23 protein-coding genes and 1 tRNA gene are annotated in these 20433 nt (G+C 57.0%); 9 read left to right on the forward strand and 15 right to left on the reverse strand.

Translation table 11 applies throughout. From position 1 onward, the window contains the following. Positions 1–72 precede the first annotated feature (72 nt). Positions 73–528 carry an Lrp/AsnC family transcriptional regulator gene (locus AC2FNN_RS01810; protein WP_209833413.1) on the forward strand — a complete coding sequence of 152 codons (456 nt, stop codon included), beginning with the start codon at positions 73–75 and terminating at the stop codon, positions 526–528. After that, positions 525–983: an Lrp/AsnC family transcriptional regulator gene (locus tag AC2FNN_RS01815; RefSeq protein ID WP_496756189.1), complete on the forward strand. Its 459-nt coding sequence runs from the start codon at positions 525–527 to the stop codon at positions 981–983. The genes AC2FNN_RS01810 and AC2FNN_RS01815 overlap by 4 nt, the downstream gene beginning before the upstream one ends. 6 nt (positions 984–989) lie before the next feature. Here the strand turns inward: AC2FNN_RS01815 and hutC are convergent, their stop codons facing one another. Next, a complete protein-coding gene (hutC, locus tag AC2FNN_RS01820) occupies positions 990–1691 on the reverse strand; it encodes a histidine utilization transcriptional repressor HutC (protein WP_496756190.1) in 702 nt (233 codons plus the stop codon). 229 nt (positions 1692–1920) lie between these two features. Here hutC and AC2FNN_RS01825 point away from each other — a divergent pair, with 229 nt between their 5' ends. Beyond that, positions 1921–3048 (forward strand): aminotransferase class V-fold PLP-dependent enzyme, encoded by a 1128-nt coding sequence (locus AC2FNN_RS01825; RefSeq protein WP_496756191.1) that lies wholly within the window; start codon positions 1921–1923, stop codon positions 3046–3048. 12 nt (positions 3049–3060) lie between these two features. Here AC2FNN_RS01825 and AC2FNN_RS01830 read toward each other — a convergent pair whose 3' ends face one another. From AC2FNN_RS01830 to AC2FNN_RS01840, 3 genes are all read right to left on the reverse strand, one after another. Next, the gene (locus AC2FNN_RS01830) at positions 3061–4257 is read right to left on the reverse strand and encodes a UbiH/UbiF family hydroxylase (RefSeq protein WP_496756192.1); all 1197 of its coding nucleotides are present in this window, start codon (positions 4255–4257) and stop codon (positions 3061–3063) included. 74 nt (positions 4258–4331) lie between these two features. Next, complete coding sequence (locus AC2FNN_RS01835; protein WP_171228521.1) at positions 4332–4580, reverse strand: hypothetical protein; 249 nt, start codon at positions 4578–4580, stop codon at positions 4332–4334. A gap of 85 nt (positions 4581–4665) precedes the next feature. After that, positions 4666–5310: a pyrimidine 5'-nucleotidase gene (locus AC2FNN_RS01840; protein WP_496756193.1), complete on the reverse strand. Its 645-nt coding sequence runs from the start codon at positions 5308–5310 to the stop codon at positions 4666–4668. 100 nt (positions 5311–5410) lie between these two features. Here AC2FNN_RS01840 and AC2FNN_RS01845 point away from each other — a divergent pair, with 100 nt between their 5' ends. Beyond that, positions 5411–6058, forward strand: coding sequence for a GntR family transcriptional regulator (locus AC2FNN_RS01845; RefSeq protein WP_171633258.1), 648 nt, complete (start codon positions 5411–5413; stop codon positions 6056–6058). Between the two features lie 3 nt (positions 6059–6061). Here AC2FNN_RS01845 and AC2FNN_RS01850 read toward each other — a convergent pair whose 3' ends face one another. After that, the gene (locus AC2FNN_RS01850; RefSeq protein WP_496756195.1) at positions 6062–7939 is read right to left on the reverse strand and encodes a glycosyltransferase; all 1878 of its coding nucleotides are present in this window, start codon (positions 7937–7939) and stop codon (positions 6062–6064) included. Positions 7940–8020: 81 nt separating this feature from the next. After that, a complete protein-coding gene (gene carA, locus AC2FNN_RS01855) occupies positions 8021–9187 on the reverse strand; it encodes a glutamine-hydrolyzing carbamoyl-phosphate synthase small subunit (protein ID WP_496756196.1) in 1167 nt (388 codons plus the stop codon). A 183-nt stretch (positions 9188–9370) separates the two neighbouring features. On the opposite strand from carA, the gene AC2FNN_RS01860 reads away from it, so the two are divergent. Beyond that, positions 9371–9856 carry a GatB/YqeY domain-containing protein gene (locus AC2FNN_RS01860; protein WP_496756197.1) on the forward strand — a complete coding sequence of 162 codons (486 nt, stop codon included), beginning with the start codon at positions 9371–9373 and terminating at the stop codon, positions 9854–9856. Between the two features lie 18 nt (positions 9857–9874). On the opposite strand, the gene AC2FNN_RS01865 is transcribed toward AC2FNN_RS01860, so the two are convergent. From AC2FNN_RS01865 to ctaD, 3 genes are all read right to left on the reverse strand, one after another. Continuing rightward, positions 9875–10366, reverse strand: coding sequence for a DUF2244 domain-containing protein (locus AC2FNN_RS01865; RefSeq protein WP_496756199.1), 492 nt, complete (start codon positions 10364–10366; stop codon positions 9875–9877). Positions 10367–10410: 44 nt separating this feature from the next. Continuing rightward, positions 10411–11010 (reverse strand): 2-hydroxychromene-2-carboxylate isomerase, encoded by a 600-nt coding sequence (locus AC2FNN_RS01870; protein WP_496756201.1) that lies wholly within the window; start codon positions 11008–11010, stop codon positions 10411–10413. 123 nt (positions 11011–11133) lie between these two features. Continuing rightward, positions 11134–12792 (reverse strand): cytochrome c oxidase subunit I, encoded by a 1659-nt coding sequence (gene ctaD / locus AC2FNN_RS01875; protein ID WP_496756203.1) that lies wholly within the window; start codon positions 12790–12792, stop codon positions 11134–11136. A gap of 305 nt (positions 12793–13097) precedes the next feature. On the opposite strand from ctaD, the gene AC2FNN_RS01880 reads away from it, so the two are divergent. After that, positions 13098–13517: an HIT family protein gene (locus tag AC2FNN_RS01880; RefSeq protein WP_496756204.1), complete on the forward strand. Its 420-nt coding sequence runs from the start codon at positions 13098–13100 to the stop codon at positions 13515–13517. Here the strand turns inward: AC2FNN_RS01880 and AC2FNN_RS01885 are convergent, their stop codons facing one another. Next, positions 13518–13940 (reverse strand): MerR family transcriptional regulator, encoded by a 423-nt coding sequence (locus tag AC2FNN_RS01885; protein ID WP_496756205.1) that lies wholly within the window; start codon positions 13938–13940, stop codon positions 13518–13520. A gap of 82 nt (positions 13941–14022) precedes the next feature. Between AC2FNN_RS01885 and AC2FNN_RS01890 the strand changes: the two genes are divergently transcribed. After that, complete coding sequence (locus AC2FNN_RS01890; RefSeq protein WP_496756206.1) at positions 14023–14964, forward strand: cation diffusion facilitator family transporter; 942 nt, start codon at positions 14023–14025, stop codon at positions 14962–14964. A 315-nt stretch (positions 14965–15279) separates the two neighbouring features. Here the strand turns inward: AC2FNN_RS01890 and lipB are convergent, their stop codons facing one another. Then, complete coding sequence (gene lipB / locus AC2FNN_RS01895; RefSeq protein ID WP_496756208.1) at positions 15280–15936, reverse strand: lipoyl(octanoyl) transferase LipB; 657 nt, start codon at positions 15934–15936, stop codon at positions 15280–15282. A gap of 39 nt (positions 15937–15975) precedes the next feature. Next, positions 15976–16635: a DsbA family oxidoreductase gene (locus tag AC2FNN_RS01900; RefSeq protein ID WP_496756210.1), complete on the reverse strand. Its 660-nt coding sequence runs from the start codon at positions 16633–16635 to the stop codon at positions 15976–15978. 141 nt (positions 16636–16776) lie between these two features. Between AC2FNN_RS01900 and AC2FNN_RS01905 the strand changes: the two genes are divergently transcribed. Next, a tRNA-Leu gene (locus AC2FNN_RS01905) sits at positions 16777–16863 on the forward strand. Between the two features lie 4 nt (positions 16864–16867). Here AC2FNN_RS01905 and AC2FNN_RS01910 read toward each other — a convergent pair. Together AC2FNN_RS01910 and AC2FNN_RS01915 are read right to left on the reverse strand one after the other, a co-directional pair. Then, complete coding sequence (locus tag AC2FNN_RS01910) at positions 16868–17077, reverse strand: hypothetical protein (protein WP_496756212.1); 210 nt, start codon at positions 17075–17077, stop codon at positions 16868–16870. 135 nt (positions 17078–17212) lie between these two features. Continuing rightward, positions 17213–17965, reverse strand: a complete 753-nt coding sequence (locus AC2FNN_RS01915; protein WP_496756214.1) for a TylF/MycF/NovP-related O-methyltransferase — start codon at positions 17963–17965, stop codon at positions 17213–17215. Between the two features lie 555 nt (positions 17966–18520). Between AC2FNN_RS01915 and AC2FNN_RS01920 the strand changes: the two genes are divergently transcribed. Further along, positions 18521–19162 carry a class I SAM-dependent methyltransferase gene (locus tag AC2FNN_RS01920; protein WP_496756216.1) on the forward strand — a complete coding sequence of 214 codons (642 nt, stop codon included), beginning with the start codon at positions 18521–18523 and terminating at the stop codon, positions 19160–19162. A gap of 32 nt (positions 19163–19194) precedes the next feature. Here AC2FNN_RS01920 and AC2FNN_RS01925 read toward each other — a convergent pair whose 3' ends face one another. Continuing rightward, entirely contained in the window at positions 19195–20325 is a 1131-nt protein-coding gene (locus tag AC2FNN_RS01925; protein ID WP_496756217.1) for an acyltransferase family protein, read from the reverse strand. Positions 20326–20433 lie beyond the last annotated feature (108 nt).

Consider the following 20433-nt stretch of genomic DNA (forward strand, 5'->3'; position numbering starts at 1 on the left):
ATAGGGTTGGGCTTGAGTATTTACGAAAAAGATGAAGAATAATTCGCAATAATCGGAGAAAGTGAAAAAATCATGCTTGATGATATTGATCGGCGCATTCTGCGCCACTTTCAAGCAGACCCGAGCCTGACAACAGCGGAACTGGCCGATCTTTGCCGGATCAGCGCGGGCGTCTGCTGGCGGCGAATCGAAAAGATGCAGACCGCAGGGATCATCGAAGGGCAGGAGGCCGTGATAGACTGGGCCGCGATGGGATATGCTGTTGAGGTTTCGCTTCGGATCACGCTCGACAAGACGCAGGCCCGAGCTTTCGACGATTTCACGCAGGCGGCGCGTGACGTGGCAGAGGTAATCGAAATCCAGACCTTTCTGGGTCGTGTCGATGTTCGTCTTTCCGTCATTGCAAGAGACATGAAGCATTATCAGCAGCTTTATCGCGACCGGATTCTGACCCTGCCTCATATTGCCGATATCGAGGCCCTTATGCACATCGCGCGGGTCAAGCGGGACGAGGTGCTGCCGGTATGATCGAGCTGGATGAGGTTGATCGCCGTCTGCTTCGCGCGCTGCAACAGGATGCCACGCAAAGTGCCGGAGCATTGGGTCGCCGGTTCGGGTTGTCCCAACCCGCCACGTGGCGCCGCATTCGCCGGCTGGAAGAGGCAGGAATAATCAAGGGCCGTCGGCTGCGTCTGAATGCCGAGGCGCTGGGGTTCGGTGTCACAGTCTTTCTGGGCATCAAGCTGGGGCGCAAGGGCCAAGTCAGTCTTGAAGATTTTGAGCGCGCTGTCAGTGCCGTGCCCGAGGTGCAGACAGTCGAACACGTGCTGGGGCTGTATGACTATCGACTGCGTGTCGTGGCCCGGGACTTGGCCGATTTCGAACGTGTATTGCGGCGCAGGATCATGACTCTGCCGGGTGCAGGCGACGTCGAGGCCAACGTTCTGCTGAGCGAAGAACGTCTGCCCGGTCCCATTGGCTGAACAGAGTCAGTATTTCGTGCGGATGCAGTACCCCGGATGGTGAGTCATGCGCGCAAAGGTAAGCGGCCTGTCTTCTTTCCAGGTGGTGCGCTCCATTTGAATCATGGATGTTCCCGCCGTGGTGCCCATGAATTCTGCCAGTCGCGCATCTGCGGAAATGGCACAGAAAGCGACCTCGGCATCGGTGAAAGGTGCGGCTGTCAACAGCCATTCATGTGGCCCCTGTTCGAACAGGTCCGCGTCCTCCACATCAGGTACGGCCTCGATGTTGATCCATCGTTCTTCCATCTGGAAGGGCCGATTGTCTGCATAGTGCATACAGATTACATGTAGAACACGCGCATCCGGTGCCACGTTGATCTGCGAGGAAAGCCACCTAGGGCTGGTGACCACATTCCTTTCAACAAGCGCATAACGATAGTTTGCATTCCGGCTTTCGACCACTTGCCGCGCCAGTGACAATTCGAGTTTGGCGTGTTTGCTGGGCTCTTTCTTGACACGTGTGCCGCTTTTGCGTTTGCGCTCGACAAAGCCCTGGTCGGCCAGTTCTCTCAAGGCTCTGTTCACAGTGGCCCGGGCGCAATTGAACTCCTCTGCCAGCTGGGTCTCCGTCGGCAAAAGCGATCCTTGTGGCCAGACACGGCTTTCAATGCGTCGTTTTACTTCGTCTCGAACGAACTGGAAGCTGATCCGCTTTTGTATCGTCACGGGTGAATCTATCCCTTCAAGTATAAAGTGTGCGCATCTGTTCAGAAGCAAGTAGAAGTGTAAAGGGGAAGTGACACTGGTTGGCGTCATTTTCCTGTTTTCAGGAAACTAAGTGAGAAAAATTAAGTGTTTGTTAAGCTTTACGTTGGGTCAAATTTTGCAGCGAAAGGGCTTTACCCGCACTGACAAAGCGGACAAGACTTCGAAAACGCTTTGGAGAGGATGCGCCATGCCAGGCTTGCTGGAAACCGTTGACCCGGACGGGCTCGAAGAATTCTCGGTCGTATTTACCGACCGCTCGCTGAACCATATGTCGCAGAAGTTTCAGCAGGTGATGCGCGACATTTCGGATATGTTGAAGGGCGTGTACAACGCGGATGGCGTTGCCGTTATTCCCGGCGGTGGAACCTATGCCATGGAAGCGGTCGCCCGACAGTTTGCGCGCGGCGCGGATGTGCTGGTGGTTCGCAATGGATGGTTCTCGTACCGGTGGAGCCAGATCATCGAAAGCGGTGCCCTGACCAGCTCGACCACCGTGATGAAGGCGCGCGAGACTGGCAATTCCAGCCCATCGCCTTTTGCGCCTGCTCCGATCGAAGAGGTCGTCGCTTCGATTCGCGAACAAAAGCCCGGTGTTGTTTTTGCTCCGCATGTCGAAACGTCGGCGGGGGTCATTCTGCCGGATGATTATGTGACCGCGCTGGCAAGCGCGGCGCATGAGGTGGGTGCGTTGATGGTGTTGGATTGCATTGCGTCGGGTTGCGCCTGGGTGGACATGAAAGCCACCGGTGTCGATGTTCTGATCTCGGCGCCGCAGAAAGGGTGGAGCGCGTCGCCATGTGCCGGTCTGGTCATGTTGTCTGAACGCGGAGAGGCACGTCTGGAGCAGACCAGTTCTGACAGTTTCGCCATTGATCTGAAGAAATGGCGGCAGATCATGCAAGCCTATGAAAACGGCGGCCACGCCTACCACGCCACGATGCCGACCGATGCGTTGCTGGCCTTCCGCGACACCATGGCAGAGACTCGTGAATACGGGTTCGAAAGGTTGCGGACGGCGCAGTGGGCGCTGGGTGACGGTGTGCGGTCGATGCTGAAGGACAAGGGTGTTGTTTCGGTTGCGGCCGACGGTTTCGGCGCGCCCGGAGTTGTGGTCAGCTACACCTCGGATCCGGAAATCCAGAACGGCAAGAAATTTGCGGCACTGGGCATGCAGATTGCCGCGGGTGTTCCATTGCAATGTGATGAGCCTGAAGGGTTCAGCACGTTTCGGTTGGGTCTGTTCGGGCTCGACAAGCTGTACGACGTGGACGGCACCATCGCGCGTTTGAAACGGGTGCTGGATCAGGTTCTGTAAGCGGACCGGGCCTTAGCGAACGCCAAGGCCCATCTGCATCAAAGTCTTGCGCACTGGTGGCAGGGAATAGAGCGCGCTCAGCCCCATCGCCCGTGCATCCCGCAGCGGCCGCGTCTCGATCATCGAGGCGCGGTTCAGCAAATCAATACCTTTGACGCGCATCTCGACTTCGGTGTGACGGGCCTTGTGATAGGCGCCCAGCATCTGTTCGTCTCCCAGACCTTCGGGCCGGGCCTGCGCCAAATCCAGCAGGCAACGCAGGTCGCCCAGAGACATGTTCAATCCCTGGGCCCCGATGGGAGGCACCACATGCGCCGCCTCGGCCATCAGCGCGACGCGTTCACCCGCCAACCGTTCCGCCGATTGGCTGATGATCGGCCAGATCGTTCTGCGGGATGCCAATTTCAGCGGGCCGAACAAACCGCAGGACCGAGAGGTCATGGCGGCCTCGAATGACTCGGGTTCCAGGTTCAGGAGTTCAACGGCCTTCGGGCCGCGTTCCATCCAGACGATGGCGGACGAGGGCTGGCCGTTCCAATCCGGCAGAGGCACCAGCGTGAACGGTCCCCCGGATCTGTGAATCTCGGTCGAGACATTCTCGTGTGGAATTGGGTGCGTCACCGCAAATGCCAGCGCCTTTTGCCCATATCGAGTTGTGTGCACCTTGATGCCGGCCGCTTCGCGCATTGGCGAATTGCGACCATCGGCAGCAAGCACAAGTCTGCACCGTACGCGGGTTCCATCGCTCAGGCCCACGCGGGCTTCGGCGGTTCGGGTGAACAGGCTGGTGGTCGCGGTGCCGGGGCGGAAATCGACATTTGGCAACTCGGCCAGTCTTGCCACCATTTCACGGCGCAACAGCCAGTTGGGCAGGTTCCAGCCGAAAGGTTGTTCGGAGATGTCGGCCGCGTTGAAGTCGCGGACGACGCGTGGCTCGGGCAAGTCACCCCCGGCGTCAACGATCCGCATGACTTGCAACGGGGCCGCCTGTGCATCCAGTCTTGCCCACAGACCGCATTGTTCCAGCAGGCCGCGCGCAGGCTGCAAAAAAGCCGTGGTGCGCAGGTCTGACCCGTCCACGTCCCGCTCGGTGATCGGAGGGCTCGGATCAACGCAGATCACTTCAAAACCTGCCGTTCCGAATACCGCCGCGGCGGTCAGACCGGCGATCCCGCCACCGGAAATCAGGATGTCACAGCTGTCGGACATGGCGCCTCTCATCATTCTGGGCAAAACCTAGTTCGGATCTGCCCCGAGTGCCAAGTGACATCCTGTCCCGTATTTCAGCCCCGTGAAATCAGGATGAGGATCAGAAACATCAGCGGCACCATCATAAGGGCAGGGATGTAGAGGCCGGGAAGGCCGAACAACATGATGGAACAGCCCCACATGCTGAAAATCGCAGCGGCGGTGTAATACAAGTCTTCTGCCTTGGCGTTGACCGCGTCGCGCGCCAACCATCCAAAGACGGGAATTGCAAAGAAAAGGCGCTGCCAAATCGGCAGGCGCAGCGGCATGTCAATCGCGCTCATCGGGGTCTCCATCTGTTCGTCGCTGCCGCGCATATAGGGGTGTGGATGCGCGGGCAGAACGTGCAGATCGTCGCAGTGTGACAGCCTATCGCAGGCGCGCCAGAAACGCGGTCAGATCGTCCGTGTGATGGTGGATGTGATCGGCTTCATGCGGGTCCGGAGAAACATGAACCGTGCGCATTCCCATCTCGTGCGGGGCCGCGAGATTGCGCGGGTCATCTTCGAACATCGCGGCTTTGTCGGCCTGAATACCGTCGCGGGCAAAGATCGTCTCGAAGGCGGTCTTTTCCGGCTTGGGGCGATACTCGGCATGTTCAACGCCATAGATCGCGTCGAACAGGCCTGAAAGTCCTCGAGCCTGCAAAACCCGTTCAGCATAAGGCGCGCTGCCGTTGGTATAGACAATACGTCGCCCGGGCAGGGCGCGGATGTGATCGGCCAGTTCCGCATCCGGGTCCATGTGGCTCATGTCAACCTGATGTACCGCGTGCAGGTAGGGGTCGGGGTCCAGATCATGTTCGGCCATCAACCCGGCCAGCGTGGTTCCGTATTCCCGCCAGTAATGCGCACGTAGCCGGTCGGCCTCGGCCCGGTCAACACCGATGGCTTGCACCACATAATCCGTCATCAGAACTTCTATCTGATCGAACAGCCGCATATGCGGTGGGTACAGGGTGTTGTCCAGATCGAACACCCATTGTGTGACATGACGAAACGAAGGTTTGACCATGGTTTGGGTTTAGGGCGCAGCCGGGCGGTTTTCAATGCTGTACTTGATCGCCGCCCCCTGTCACGGCTAGACATGTCCGAACGAGGAGACAAACGATCCCATGAGCCAGACCCGATCCCCGACCAAGGACGCCTACAGCCTTATCCTGGAAGCCATCGATGTGGGCGTCTACAAGCCCGGTGATCGGTTGGTCGAAAGCGAGCTGGCAGAGCGTTTCGGAGTGTCACGCACCCCGATCCGCGAAGCGCTGCAACGGTTGGAAACCCAGTCTTTGCTGGAACGGGACGGGCGGTCGTTGATCGTCGCGTCCCTGGATCACAACCAGATGGCCGAGCTTTACATCGTGCGCCGGGAACTTGAAGGGCTTGCTGCGCGCCTGGCTGCAAAACACGCCACCGAAGAAGAAATCAAGGTTCTTCAGGACATGGTCGTCGAAGACGACAAGCTGATCGATGACCCTACGGCCTTGTCGCGCGCCAACCGACGGTTTCACGAACAGATTCATCTGGCGTCACACAACCGCTATCTGGTTCAGCAACTCGATCTGGTCCACCGGACCATGGCTTTGATGGCGACCACTTCGCTGGCAGTTCAGGGGCGTGGCGAGATTGCGCAAAGTGAGCATAAGGGAATCGTCGAGGCCATCGCAGCCCGAGACGAGGAAGCCGCCGGGCAGGCGTTGAAGGAACATATTTCAATCGCGTTCATGACACGTCTGAAACAGGATGCCAGTCGTCGCGATAAATGAACGTCAGGCCAGTGGAACGTCTTCACTGGCCTGCCCGTGTTGGGTTTTGTCCCAAAAGAACGGATTTGTCGCCAGTTCCCACAGGGCTTTGTAACCGGCAACCACCCCCAGAGGGAAATACAGACACATCGTCGGTACCCACGGCAGCAAAAACCGACGTTCACGCGCGGATACAGCGATGATCCCGACGCATATGTTCAGGGCCTCGGTTGCCAGAAACAGCCAGATCAGCGCTGTCGTGATCTGCTGCGGCAGGATTTGCTCCATCGGATTGGGTATACCCAAGGTGCATAGCCAGAAAATCCATAGAACAGGGGCCAGCAAGAACTGACCCAGAGTACCCAGAAAGAACGCCTGTAGCCCGATAAACTTGGCCGCACCCAAATCAGCATACAGTTTCCGCGGGTCCCGCATGTGCACAAGATAGGTGACCATGAACCCCTTGAGCCAGCGTGAGCGTTGCTTCACCCACGGCCAGGCTCGGAAATTCGCCTCTTCGAAGGTGGCGGTGTCCACCATCTCGGTCCGGTAACCCGCCCGGCAAAGCCGCACGCCCAAATCCGCATCTTCGGTGACATTGTGAGCGTCCCAGCCGCCCAGTTCCAAGAGCTTTTCGCGGCGGAAAAAGAACGTCGTTCCCCCAAGCGGGACGACCAACCCCATACGTGCGATGCCCGGCAGGATCACCCGAAACCAGCTGTTGTATTCGATGGTGAAACAGCGTGACCGCCAGTTCGTGCGGGGGTTGTAGTAGTCCAAAACACCTTGCAGGCAAACCACCTCGGGTGAAGCTTGGGTGAAATGCGCAACCACACGTTCGATTTGATCTGGCTGTGGTGCGTCTTCGGCATCCCAAACGCCAACGATGTCACCACGGCAAAAGTCCAGCGCGTAATTCATGGCGCGCGGTTTGGTGGTCAGTCCGTTCAGTTCCGGGACTTCAACAACACGCATCCAACTGGGCAGAGCCACCTGCGCAAGCGCGTCGCGCGTCACGTCATCCGTCGCCTCGAGCACGAGAATGACGTCCAGCAGCGCTTTGGGATAGGTCAGCCTTTGCAGCCGTTGCACCAGAGCATTCGCGATTTCTCGCTCCTTGTACAACGGCACCATGATGGACACGCAGGGGTGGCGGAGTGCGATTGCCGCCTCTGTTGGCTGAGTCGGCTTTTTCAGGCGGTCACTGAGACAGGCCAGGGTGCCCATTATCCGAAAGGCCGCAAAAAGAACCAAACTGCCTACGGCCGCGCCCAACAAAACCATCAATCCAAACGAGGGGAACAGGGCGAAAAGACACAGCACACCCAGCGTTGTCGCAGATGATACAAGCCGGGGCCCGGCGGTCCAGTTGCGGCAGCTTTGCGCCGCGTTCACTCGGGTTTCGGCCGCCTTTGCAAGTGTCCGCGGGAAGTGCTGTGCAATGACCCGGTCGATCTGATGAGAATCCGCAAGAACCGGCAGGATGGCATAGTCGCAGTCCTGTATCTCGGCGATCACGGTTGCAAAACGATCGGGCCGGGCAGTGGCGACCAAAACCAGAGGGCCGATGCGCATCCAGGGAATGACATTGTGCTCAAGCCAGAAATCCACCGGCTTTAGGTTGCACAATCCGGGCATCGGTGGAATTTGTTCGAGGTCCGCGATCTGCCACCCGAACTGTGTGGACAGGGCCTTCAGAACGTCCTGCCTGGTGGCATACCCTTCGCCAACCAGAATCTCGCCAAGCGGCGCTTTCTGCCTGGTTTGCAGGCTCAGCGCATGGTCCAGTTGCGAACGGGTGATGACCTCGGTTTCCAGCAGGCATGTGCCCAGCGGTTTGCGAAATCCGGGCGCCGGGATCGGGGACGCGTTTGTAAAATCCTGAAGGTTAAGTTCAACCATAAAGAAACCCTGGCACAGTTACCTGCGCTCAGGGTTGATCAAACAAGGTTAATGTGCCGTTAACTCTGGTAACTTAAGGGTTTATGCCTGCTCTTTTTTCTTTTCCATCGCATCGGCGAAACGTTCGAACAGGTAAAAACTGTCCTGGGGTCCGGGCGACGCTTCGGGGTGGTATTGTACCGAGTATACAGGTCTGTCAGTCATGCGGATACCGCAGTTCGAGCCGTCAAACAGCGATCTGTGGGTCTCGACCACGCCTTCCGGCAAAGACTGCGCGTCCACGGCAAAACCGTGATTCATCGACGTGATTTCGACCTTGCCGGTGTCCAGATCTTTGACCGGGTGGTTCGCGCCGTGGTGGCCGTGGTTCATCTTGACTGTATGACCGCCCAACGCCAGCGCCAGCATCTGGTGGCCAAGGCAGATACCAAAGACGGGCAGATCGGTTGTGTCCAGAATTTCCTTGATCATCGGCACAGCATAGACACCCGTTGCGGCCGGGTCGCCGGGACCGTTCGAAAGGAAAACGCCATCCGGCTGATGGGCCAGCACTTCGGCAGCCGTCGCCGTCGCTGGCAACACGGTTACATCACATCCAGCCGAGGCGAGACAGCGCAGAATATTGCGCTTTGCACCATAGTCGACAGCCACGACTTTGTGGGCGGGGGCCTCTTGCCGCTTGTACCCTTCCGGCCAGGCCCAGCGCATTTCATCCCAGCGGTAGCTCTGGGCACAGGTGACATCCCTGGCCAAGTCCATACCTTCTAGCCCGGCAAAGCCGCGGGCCGCAGCAACCAGTGCTTCGATGTCGAAATTGCCCTCGGGATCATGAGCCAGCGCCACATGCGGCGCGCCCTGCTGGCGGATGGCGCGGGTCAGACGGCGGGTATCAACGCCGCCGATGGCGATGCGTCCACGGCGGGCAAGCCAGCCCTTGAGCTCCTCGGCCGAGCGCCAGTTGGACGGCTCGGTCGGATCCCATTTGACGACCATGCCAGCGGCGACCGGATCACCGGTTTCGTCGTCTTCCGGGTTCACGCCGACATTGCCGATATGGGGGAAGGTGAAGGTGACGATCTGCCCGGCATAAGACGGGTCGGTCATGATCTCCTGATATCCGGTCATCGCTGTGTTGAAGCAGAGTTCAGCCACGGTCTGTCCGGTTGCACCGAAACCGATGCCGTAAAACAGCGTTCCATCGGCCAAAGCCAGACATGCGGTGGGCTTGGACGGGGCGTTCTGGGCCATGGCGCGACTCTCCTGCAAGGTAAACCGGCGCATACCTAAGGGGGTTAAGCGCTTGGGTCAAGTCTGTTCAATTTTTGGGCTATTGTTATTTTTCAATGGGTTAAGCTTGGTCGCCCCCGGTTGTAACACGCTTTTTGTTTAGATATGTTCGGGGTTCCGTTGTCATGGGGATGGACAAGCCAAATGGACATGCGATCACGGGTGAATGCCGCCCTGAAGCAAGCAATGAAAGACAAAGCAGCCGAGCGTCTGTCGACACTGCGGTTGATCAACGCGGCCATCAAGGACCGCGACATCGCCGCGCGCGCCTCGGACAATGAAGAGGTCAAGGGCTGCGGCGATGCAGAGGTGCTTGAAATACTTGGTAAAATGACCAAGCAACGCAAGGAAAGTGCGCGCGCCTATGAAGAGGGCGGACGCCTGGACCTGGCCGAGCGCGAGATGCAGGAAGTCGCCGTCATCGAAGAGTTTCTGCCCAAGCAACTGGATGATGACGAAGTGTCAAAGGCGATTCAGGCTGCGATCACTTCAACCGGTGCCGGTTCCATTCGGGACATGGGCAAGGTCATGGGCGAGCTGAAGACCCGCTATACCGGACAGATGGACTTCGGCAAGGTCGGACCCATGGTCAAGGACCACCTTTGCGCTGCGTCCAACAGCGACTGCTGAGATATCAGGCTGAAACACCTACTGCGCGACGGGGTCGCGCAGTTTCCTGGCCAGGTCGTCGTAGAGCGTGATACGCTCGTCTTCCGACAAAAACGCCCCGACTTCGACCTCACGCCCGTCTCCGACGAGCGTGACGTAGTGTGGCACCGGACCACCTTTTTCGTACATTTCAGGTCGTGCCCAATAGCGATTGCACGACCATTCCTGTTGGTCCTTGCCCGGGGTGTGATGCACCAGGCGGGCTTGTGAATCGGACAAGGTAAAAACCTCAAACGTACTGCGCGCGCGATAGTTCGCCTGAATCGCCAGCCAAAGCCCAAGCACCGTCAACAGCAGAAACGGCAACAGGCCCCACAACACGACCGACCCAAGCACGGCCAGCAACGGGATCAAACCGAACAGAAACACGGACAGGATGGTAATCATCGCCCCACGTCGCGGCAGAGAGTTGTGCGGCCAGAGGCGCAACTCGTGTACGGTTTCGGATGTCTGATTCCATTTGTACGGCATACCGGAAACATATCGCAGTGCTGCGTCAAGTCGACGGGTTTTGATCAGACCACGTGGCCTACACGCGCCCAGGACAAGGCGTCATCCAAACGGTCGTCGCCCCAGAACACCTCTTGTCTCACCACGAAACTGGGGGCGCCGAAAACACCCAGTTTTACGGCGATGTCTGTTTCAGCTTCCAGCGCGGTGACGATGTCCGGGCTGCGCGCGCGTGCCAGTGTCAGACGAGGATCCTGCTGGCACCGCAGCAAAGCTTCGGACAAGGCGCTTTCGCTGCCCGCCTCGACGCCTTCCTCGAACCAGATGCGGTATAGGTTTTGGGTAAAAGACTTGCCCCATCCATCCATCATACCAAGCAGAGCGACCTGATTGGCCAAGGCAAGATCGGAAATCGGATAGGGCGCGGGCAGGCTGGCGTGGATGTGATACTTGGCACAGCGACGTTCGATATCACGCCACATATATGCGGATTTTTCGGGTTTTCCGGCGAACGGGATATTCTGCTGGGCTGACATGACCGTGCGCACATTAAAGGGCCGCCAGTTAACGGTGGCGTCATGTTCTGCGCACCAGTCGTCCAGACGCATCACGGTAAGGAAGCTGTAAGTGCTGCCGATTGAATACCAAAAGTCGATTTCCGGCATTGCCGATCCTCCGACTGTTCTGTGGGGGTATCATAGCGGATTTTGGCACACTTGGCGAACCGGCAGAGGTGGAAAACGAAAAACCCCGCCACTTGGGCGGGGTTTCCTTGTATCAGATCGGGATCAGTGCGCGTGGCCTTTGTCCCAGTCTTCCTGCTTGGGCAGCTGCTCGAACGTGTGTTCGGGCGGCGGCGTCGGCAGGGTCCATTCCAGCGTATCCGCGTATTCGTTCCACGGGTTCGGACGTGTCTCTTTCGCGCCACGGAACAGGGCGTAGAACACGATGCCGAAGAACAGCAGGAACGAGGCGAACGAGATGAACGCACCAATCGACGATACAAAGTTCCACTGGGCAAATGCCTCGGGGTAGTCGATGTAACGGCGCGGCATGCCCTGACGGCCCAGGAAGTGCTGCGGGAAGAAGGTCAGGTTGGCGCCGATGAAGAACAGCCAGAAGTGAACCTTGCCCCAGAACTCGGAATACTGACGGCCCGTCATCTTGCTGAAGTAGAAGTACACCCCAGCAAAGATCGCAAAAACAGCACCCAAGCTCATCACGTAGTGGAAGTGTGCCACCACATAGTAGGTGTCATGATAGGCACGGTCGACACCGGCCTGCGACAGAACCACACCGGTCACACCGCCGACGGTGAACAGGAACAGGAAGCCGAAGGCGAACAGCATCGGTGTCTTGAACTCGATCGAGCCGCCCCACATGGTCGCGATCCACGAGAACACCTTGACCCCCGTCGGAACCGCGATGACCATCGTGGCCAGCATGAAATAGGCCTGCTGACGCAGCGACATGCCGACAGTGTACATGTGGTGCGCCCACACGACAAAGCCCAGCACGCCGATTGCGATGATCGCCCAGACCATCGGCAGATAGCCGAAGATCGGCTTGCGCGAGAAGGTCGCAATGACATGGCTGATGATGCCGAAACCGGGCAGGATCACGATGTACACTTCCGGGTGTCCGAAGAACCACAGGATGTGCTGATACAGGATCGGGTCGCCGCCACCGGCCGGGTCAAAGAAGGTGAAACCAAAGTTGCGGTCCATCAGCAGCATGGTGATCGCGCCAGCCAGAACCGGCAGCGACAGCAGAATCAGCCACGAAGTGACGAAGATCGACCAGCTGAACAGCGGCACCTTGAACAGGGTCATGCCCGGGGCACGCATGTTCAGGAAGGTGGTGATCATGTTGATCGCGCCGAGGATCGAGGAGGCGCCCGATACGTGCACGGCGAAAATCGCCAGGTCCATGGACATGCCGCCTTCGGTCGTCGACAGCGGCGGGTACAGAACCCAGCCCACGCCCGATCCCATCTGATCGTTGCCGCCGGGGGCCAGCAGCGAGGCGACACCCAGCGAGGTACCAGCGACATAGAGCCAGAAGGACAGGTTGTTCATCCGCGGGAACGCCATATCCGGCGCACCGATCTGCAACGGCATGAAATAGTTGCCAAATCCGCCGAACAGGGCAGGGATGACAACAAAGAACATCATCAGAACACCGTGATAGGTGATCATCACGTTCCACAGATGCCCGTTGGGCGTACACGGGTCGGCCATGAAGCCTTCCAGACACATGTACTGAACGCCCGGGTGCATCAGCTCGAGCCGCATGTAAACGGTCATCGCCACCGAGATCAGACCGGCAAGGGCCGAAACGACCAGGTACAGAATCCCGATGTCCTTGTGGTTGGTCGACATGAACCAGCGCTGGAAAAAGCTGCGCTGATCTTCATGGTCGTGACCGTGAATGGCTGCGTCTGCCATTATAGGTGCCTCCTGTTGCAACTGCACCGCGCAGTCGGACCTCTCCAACGCGCGGGATTCCTGCTGGTTTTAGAATGTGAAGAGGGCACCTTCAATGGCCGAGTTTGATCTGGATCAAGATTAATTGTCGCGGGCAGGCGGGTGCCGCACGATTTTCCGGCCTTGAACGTGGGTTATCTGGGCATGGCGGATGAGAATTCAAGCCCGGCCCGTCGATGTGGCAAGGCCGGTGGCAGAGTTCCACCTTGACCGTTGCCCGCGCGCGTCTCAGAACTGTGACAAGACCCGCAATTCAGAGGTTTGAGATGGCTGATTACGACCCCGACAATATCTTTGCCAAAATCCTGCGCGAAGAAATCCCGTGCATGCGCGTGTACGAGGATGATGAAACGCTGGCTTTCATGGATATCATGCCGCGCGCGGACGGGCATCTGTTGGTGATCCCCAAAACACCATGCCGCAACGTACTGGATGCCACACCCGAGCAACTGATGGCGGTCATGAAAACGGTTCAGAAGATGGCCCGGGCGGTCAAGTCCGCATTTGACGCGGACGGGGTGACGATTCAGCAATTCAACGAGGCGGCAGGCGGGCAGGAAGTCTTCCACCTGCATTTTCACGTCCTGCCGCGGCACGAAGGGGTTTCCATGCGCCCGCCGGGCAAGATGGGGGATTTCGAGCTTATCGGTGAACACGCGAAAAAGATCAGCGCCGCTCTCGCCTGATCATTCGGCGCCATGGGGCCCCATGCATTCGCCATGATCCTGAAACGCGTGCAGCACGGCACAGACATGATCGTGCTGCCCGTCGCAGGCCGCTGCAATTCGGGTCAGTTCAGCCTGGAGGTTTTGCAGACGGGCAATTCGGTCCCGGAGGTCGGCCAGTTGCTTTTCGGCAATTTCGTGCGCCCGGTTAAGGTCGCTGCCAGACGCGCCTTCAAGGGACAGCAAACCCACGACGTCGGCCAGTGGCAATCCCAGATCACGGCAATGGCGAATGAAGATCAGCCGTTTCAACGCCGCATCGTCATACCGGCGTTGATTGCCCACGGTTCGCTCTGGCATGGGCAACAGGCCTTTGTCTTCATAAAACCGGATTGTCGGAATTTTCACTCCGGTTCGGCGCGATAAGTCCCCGATCGAATACATTTTTCCGTTGCGACCCCTTGAACCTCTAGTAGCTAGAGGAATTACATGTTCTCGGAAGCCGTAACAAGGGACATGAAACGATATGGCACACCAGCATTCCCACACCGGGCATGGTCACCAGCACAACCACATTGATCCAGACGCAGGCGATGCGCGCGTCGCCTGGGCGATTGCGGTGAACATGTTCCTGACATTGGCTCAGGTCATCGGGGGCATCATTTCGGGTTCTCTGGCGTTGATTGCCGACGCGCTGCACAACTTTTCGGACGCTGTTGCGCTGATCATCGCGTTTTTCGCCCGCAAGATTGCACGGCGTCCGGCTGATCCTCGGATGAGCTTTGGCTATGGCCGGGCGGAGGTCGTTGCGGCATTGATCAACTACACCACGTTGATCGTGTTGTCGGTCTATCTGTTCTACGAAGGCGTCATGCGGTTTTTTGAACCCGAGCCGATCAACGGATGGCTTGTGGTCTGGGTCGCCGCGCTGGCATTGGTGGTCGATCTCGTAACCGCTGCTCTGACGTATACCATGGCCAAGGACAGCATGAATATCCGGGCCGCATTCATCCATAATGTTGCGGACGCCTTGGGATCAATCGCCGTGATCGTAGCGGGCACCGCAGTGATCCTGTTCGGCTGGACGTGGGTGGACCCGGCGGTGACGATCCTGATCTCGGTCTACATCATGTGGCATGTCAAAGAAGAGATAGGCGAGACGGTCCGCGTTCTGATGCTGGGCGCTCCGCCCGACCTGGAGCCAGAGCAGGTTGCCGCGGCGATCGAAGAAACAGATGGGGTGTCCGAAGTGCATCACGTGCATTTGTGGAGCATGCAGGAACGGCAGCCCGCGCTGACGGCGCATCTGGTCATCGATGCGAACGCCTGGTCAAATGCCGAAATGGTACGGGACAGTGTCAGGCACACGCTGCAAGTCCGTTTCGGGGTGGGTCATGCGACGCTCGAACTGGAACAGGCCGGCCGCGCCTGCGTCGGTTCTTCCCGATTTGGGCATCAGGAAGAATAGCGGTGCCTCAAAGAGAATTGCCGTTCCGATTTGGGGTCGGAACGGCAGACTCGTAACCAAACACTTCTCGGATTTCGAGGGCGAGCCCAGGATCACCGGTTAACATACCACTCACTCTTGATTGGCAGTTCCATATTACTCGTTAACAGAGCCTTTGTATCCACCTGAGTTAAAAAATGCTTAAAGACTTCCATAAATCCACCGAATTCAGGGTTAATTGCCTTACGCGTGGGAAACAGAGCCAGCCGGTCACAGGGATTGTTGTTTGCGACAGTGGCGCGCAGCGATTCGCTGCGCAGTGATCGACGGATGGATTCAGGGTGCCACAGGACCGAAAACGTCTGCGAATGTCTTTTTCAGTGCGGCATCAAGGTCTGCCATCGTTACCGGCAACCCCAGATCGACCAATGAGGTCACGCCGTATTCGCTGATCCCGCAAGGGACGATGCCGGAAAAATGTTCCAGATCCGGTTCGACATTCACCGAGATTCCGTGAAAACTGACCCATTTGCGCAGGCGCAGACCAATGGCGGCGATCTTGTCTTCCGCCGGTTTGCCGGTCACTGTCAACGGCTTGTCATCACGCCGAACCCAAACCCCAACGCGCCCATCACGGATCTCGCCTTGCACGTTGAATTCCGCCAGCGCCGAGATCACCCAGGTCTCCAGCTGTTTCACAAACTGACGCACGTCGCGACCACGTTTGTTCAAATCCAGCATGACATAGGCGACACGCTGACCGGGCCCGTGATAGGTGTATTCGCCGCCGCGTTTGCTTTCGTAAACGGGAAAACGATCGGGGTCGGTCAGATCCTCGATCTTGGCCGAAGTTCCGGCCGTATACAGCGGCGGGTGTTCCAACAGCCAGACACATTCGTCGGCTTCGCCATTTGCGATTGCGGCGACGCGCGCCTCCATAAAGGCAACGGCGTCGTCATAGCTGGTCAGACCATCGGTGATTTTCCATTCCATGCCGGTCTCATATCCGTCTGGATCGGTCAAGAAAAGGGGTCAGGCGGCCTCGGACAGGCAACGTTGCAGAACCTGCGAATAGGTTTCAGAACCCTGTGCGCCGGTCAGCAGATATTTTCCGCCAAAAACCATGGATGGCACGCCTGAAATGCCCCGGCTGGTCCAGAACAGCTGCTTTTCACGCACCGGGGCTATGTGTTTTCCGCTTTCAAGCGCTTGTCGCGCCATATCTGCGTCCAGCCCGATGGATCGAACAACTTCCAGCAGAACATCCATATCGGAAACATCCCTCTGCTTTGTGAAATAGGCGTCGAACAGAGCCAGTTTCAATGGATGTTGTTGGCCGGCTGATTCCGCCCAATCCAGCAACTGATGCGCCGCGAATGTGTTCACCATTCTGCTGTCATCGTCGAAGTTGAAGGCAAAACCCAGCTCGGCCCCGATCGAGGTAAGCTTGTCCCGGGCCTGCTGGCTTTGCTCGGCGGTTGAGCCGTATTTCGCCATGATATGTTCGCGCAGGTTCTGGCCTTCGGGGGGCATGTCCGGGTTCAACTCGAACGGATGCCAGCGAAGCCGGGCAAGGACACCCTGTTGCTGCAACGCCATGTCAAGCTGTCGAAACCCGACAACGCACCAGGGACACACAATATCCGAGACAATATCGATCTGAACGATCGGGCGGTTATCGGGCGGGGGCATCGTGTGGCTCCTGTCAGGTCAATGGCGTGTTGTTCACTGGAGAGATATGCCCGTGGCGAAGGAATTTAAACCACTGCGTTTTTGCCTCTTCACATCGCGCGCACCAACGTCTATACGCCGCTTTACCAAGTCATTGGCAGTGCGGTCGTGGCGGAATTGGTAGACGCGCAGCGTTGAGGTCGCTGTGGGGTAACTCCCGTGGAAGTTCGAGTCTTCTCGACCGCACCAACTTTCAGTGAATGAACTGGAAATTGAGGGCGGGTGCGAGGATTGCATTCGGTGTGGTGCCCACCGTGCGACGTCCGAAAGGGTTGCCGAAGACAGCGGTACCATGTGAAAGATCCGCTTTCAGAACTTGAATCAGTTCCACATTCTGGACGTTCATCGGAATGTCGAGGTTTCTGCCCGGTAGCACCCCCAGGGTGTTTGCCTGGTCGGCCATTCTGAAACACGAACGGGCCGCAGCCTTGCTGAGCGTGACGTTTGAGGTGTTCAGGTGACGGGCGCCGGCGTCAGCTGCGCCCGCAAGCGGCGGGCGCAACCTGACCCGTGACCAGAACCCAAGGCCCGGTCCTCTCTAGACCTTTTGGAAATAGACGCCCACACCATCGATTTCGTTGATCGCGGGTGGCTGATAGCCCACTTCGTCAAGATAGTCATGAACGGCAGCTTTGGCTGCGGGAACCACGTGATAGTCGTCAACGATGATCCATCCGCCTTTCGAGACCTTGCTGAAAAGGTGCCGCAAAGGATCAATGGTTGATTCATACATGTCGCCGTCAAGACGCAGCACTGCAATCTGTTCGCTGGGCACCAAGGGCATGGTGTCCTTGAAAAAGCCCTCGATGAACACGACATTATCGTCCAGAAGCCCGAACTTTTCGAAATTCGCCCTTACAGAATCGGCTGACACGGCCAGGGCATCGTACTTGTGGAAATCAGACCCCTTGTCGTGAGGGTAAAGTTCTTCGTTCGGCTCGGGCAGTCCCTTGAAAGAGTCACACAGAACGACACGTCTGTCATTCTGGCCATATGTAAAGAGAACCGCTTTCGCAAAGATGCTGGCACCGCCACGCCATACACCGGTTTCTACAAAATCGCCGGGAACCTGGTTGCCAATGACGGATTCCACCATGGCGCGAACATTGGCCAACCGCTTGCTGCCCACCATAGTGAACGCAACAGACGGCCAATCCCAGCCGTATTCACGGTTCTTGGAGTCATAATCCGGTTTGGTGTCTCCAAACAGAATTGGTGGGTCTTCATAGATCGTGCCATCCAGGGCACGGGCAACCGTGGTCAGATATTGTTCCCGAAGTTCCGCGAGCATAGATTATCACCTTGCATAGATGTCCGGCTGGTTCTGGCCTTTCTATTATAAAGATTCAACAAGAATCGCGGGAAATGGCCTGGGGGCTTGGCTAATCAGAGTCACATTTTCGGCAAAATATGCCTTATTCAACTCAGGCATCCGGTTTTATTCAACCTTGGCATGCAGAATAAAACCTATCTTTTTCAACGCCGGGCAATACATGAAGGCTTGCACCGTTCTCGGCGATCATATTCTGACCCAGCCCATTTTCAAGGCCGTGAAACGGCTGCCTCGCGCTTCTTTCTGCGTTTGATGTAAAGGAAGCTTGTAAACCCGTGCCTTTCAGGAGATGAAGCACACTAGCCATCAGGTAAGGGCATAGTGGTGAGCAAATTTACGGAAGTTGTCTCGACTGTCTTGCGCTCAGTTTCAGGCGGTTCGCAACAGAAGAAAATTCAACCGATAGTCTGGTCCGAGCGGAACAGATGTACCGTTGACGGCGTCAATTTTTTCGCCACGGTCGATATTGCGGAATACCACGAAATCACATCGAACGATAACGAGTTTCTGCTGGTGAAAACCCGCGAAATGATCGAGGCTGAACTGGATTGCACCTCGAAGATTGATGTTAACAATATCGTCGATATCGGAGTATGGCAGGGTGGGAGCGTCGCTCTCCTCGATCGTGTTTTTCGGCCCGATAAACTGGTTGCAGTTGAATATTCGACGCGCGAACTGCCTCACCTTGACGCTTATATAGAAAGGTATACGCGGCAGGACAACGTGCGCCTTTACAAGGGGGTCAGTCAGGCTGACATCAACCGGTTCGGCGAATTGCTGGATGCAGAGTTCGGCAACGAGAAGATTGATCTCGTCATAGATGACGCATCGCACCAGTATTTGGAAACGTTGTTGTCGTTCAACCTCGTTTTTCCGCGCATGTCGGAAGGGGGCGTCTTCGTCATTGAAGACTGGCAATGGTCCACAATGGAAGAACATTACAACTCCGACTATTTCGACGGGAAAGAGGCGCTGGCGAACCTGGTACTTCAATGCGTCATGTCCTGCGCCTGCCGGCCAGATATCGTTCGCGAAGTCATCGTGAAAAATCACTCTGCAATGGTTGTTCGGGGCGAGGCTGAAATGCAAAGCGGTGATTTTGACATTACCGAGATCGCCCGCAATCGAGGCGAGATTATTCCCCTGGTACTATAGATCCGCATTGTGCCGGTGGGTGTGCTCTGCCATCACGACGCCTGTCGTCGTGACATTGTATCTCTCAGATCTGGCTTGGTTATCCGGCGGGCCAGACGCATGAACGGAACTTCGACGGCATAATAAATAACAGTTGCAATGGGTACTGCCACGGCAAGGGTAACTGCGCAGACCACGGGCACCACAAGATCCGGGTTGTCCGTTAGCGTTGCGGCCCATCGGGTCAGGTTAGTGTTATAGATAAGAAACGGATGCATCAGATATAGGCTGTAACTGATCTTTCCAAGAAAGCGGGTAAAAGGGTTATAGAGAAAAGAAACGGGTCGAAGTGCCTGCGATAGCGCAAGGCTTGCAAAGGCGAAGCCCCAACCCAGTACCAGTACGAGCGGAACCGGTTTGTATTGCGTTCGCGTCTGATCAACGACTGGCCCATACGAGTATAGGCAAATCAACCCGGCCATTCCCGCCGCGAGGGTCAAATATCCAATTGGCCGCTTTAACGACGCGGGTGTCGAACTGTAGATGCACCAGATGATCAGGCCCAACGCAAAATATGGGGCGTTCGTGAAAAAGCTGGTCCAATAGTAATAGTCAGGAACTTCGCCCTGGCCATTTGCGTTTACTGCCGCCCATCCCAAGCAGGCAATTAATAAGAGAAACACTGCCGACCATATGTTCCGCCAAACCCAAAGGAAGGGGAACAGAAGATAGAAGATAGCTTCGACGCCAATTGACCATCCCGCAGGAACGAGACTGGTTTGTTCACTGGGAAAAAAACCAAACAGAAATGCCATATTTCTGATGATCGTACCCGTTTCAGCTTGGAGACCTACGTAGAGCCAAGCAAAGAGCATAAGGTAAAAGAGTGGTGCAATCCGAAAAAACCTGCGCAAGGCATAGGCCCAGCTTCGATCAAAAGAAATCCCTTTTGGATAAGCCAGCGACATGGACATCGCGCTGATTATGAAGAACAGCGGCACTCCCATCAAAAAATAGTCGTCCCCCCAATCTGTGTAATTGACACCAAGCGGATGAATTTTCACCGCGTGTACAAACACGACCGCAGACGCTGCGATACCGCGCAGTGCATCAAGGCCATGCGCCCTTTGATCTTTGAGATTACCTGTCATGATCCATTCGAGATGCCGCGCCTTTGCTGCCATAGGACTTCGGCAGCAGTGAATGCCAGCTATAGATGGTTGGCGCGCGATGGCAATCCGAATGACGGTTTCAAGGCGGAGACTCGCTGGGGGATCGCTGCCTGCGGGGCT

This window comes from Ruegeria sp. BHSA118, from assembly GCF_059613405.1.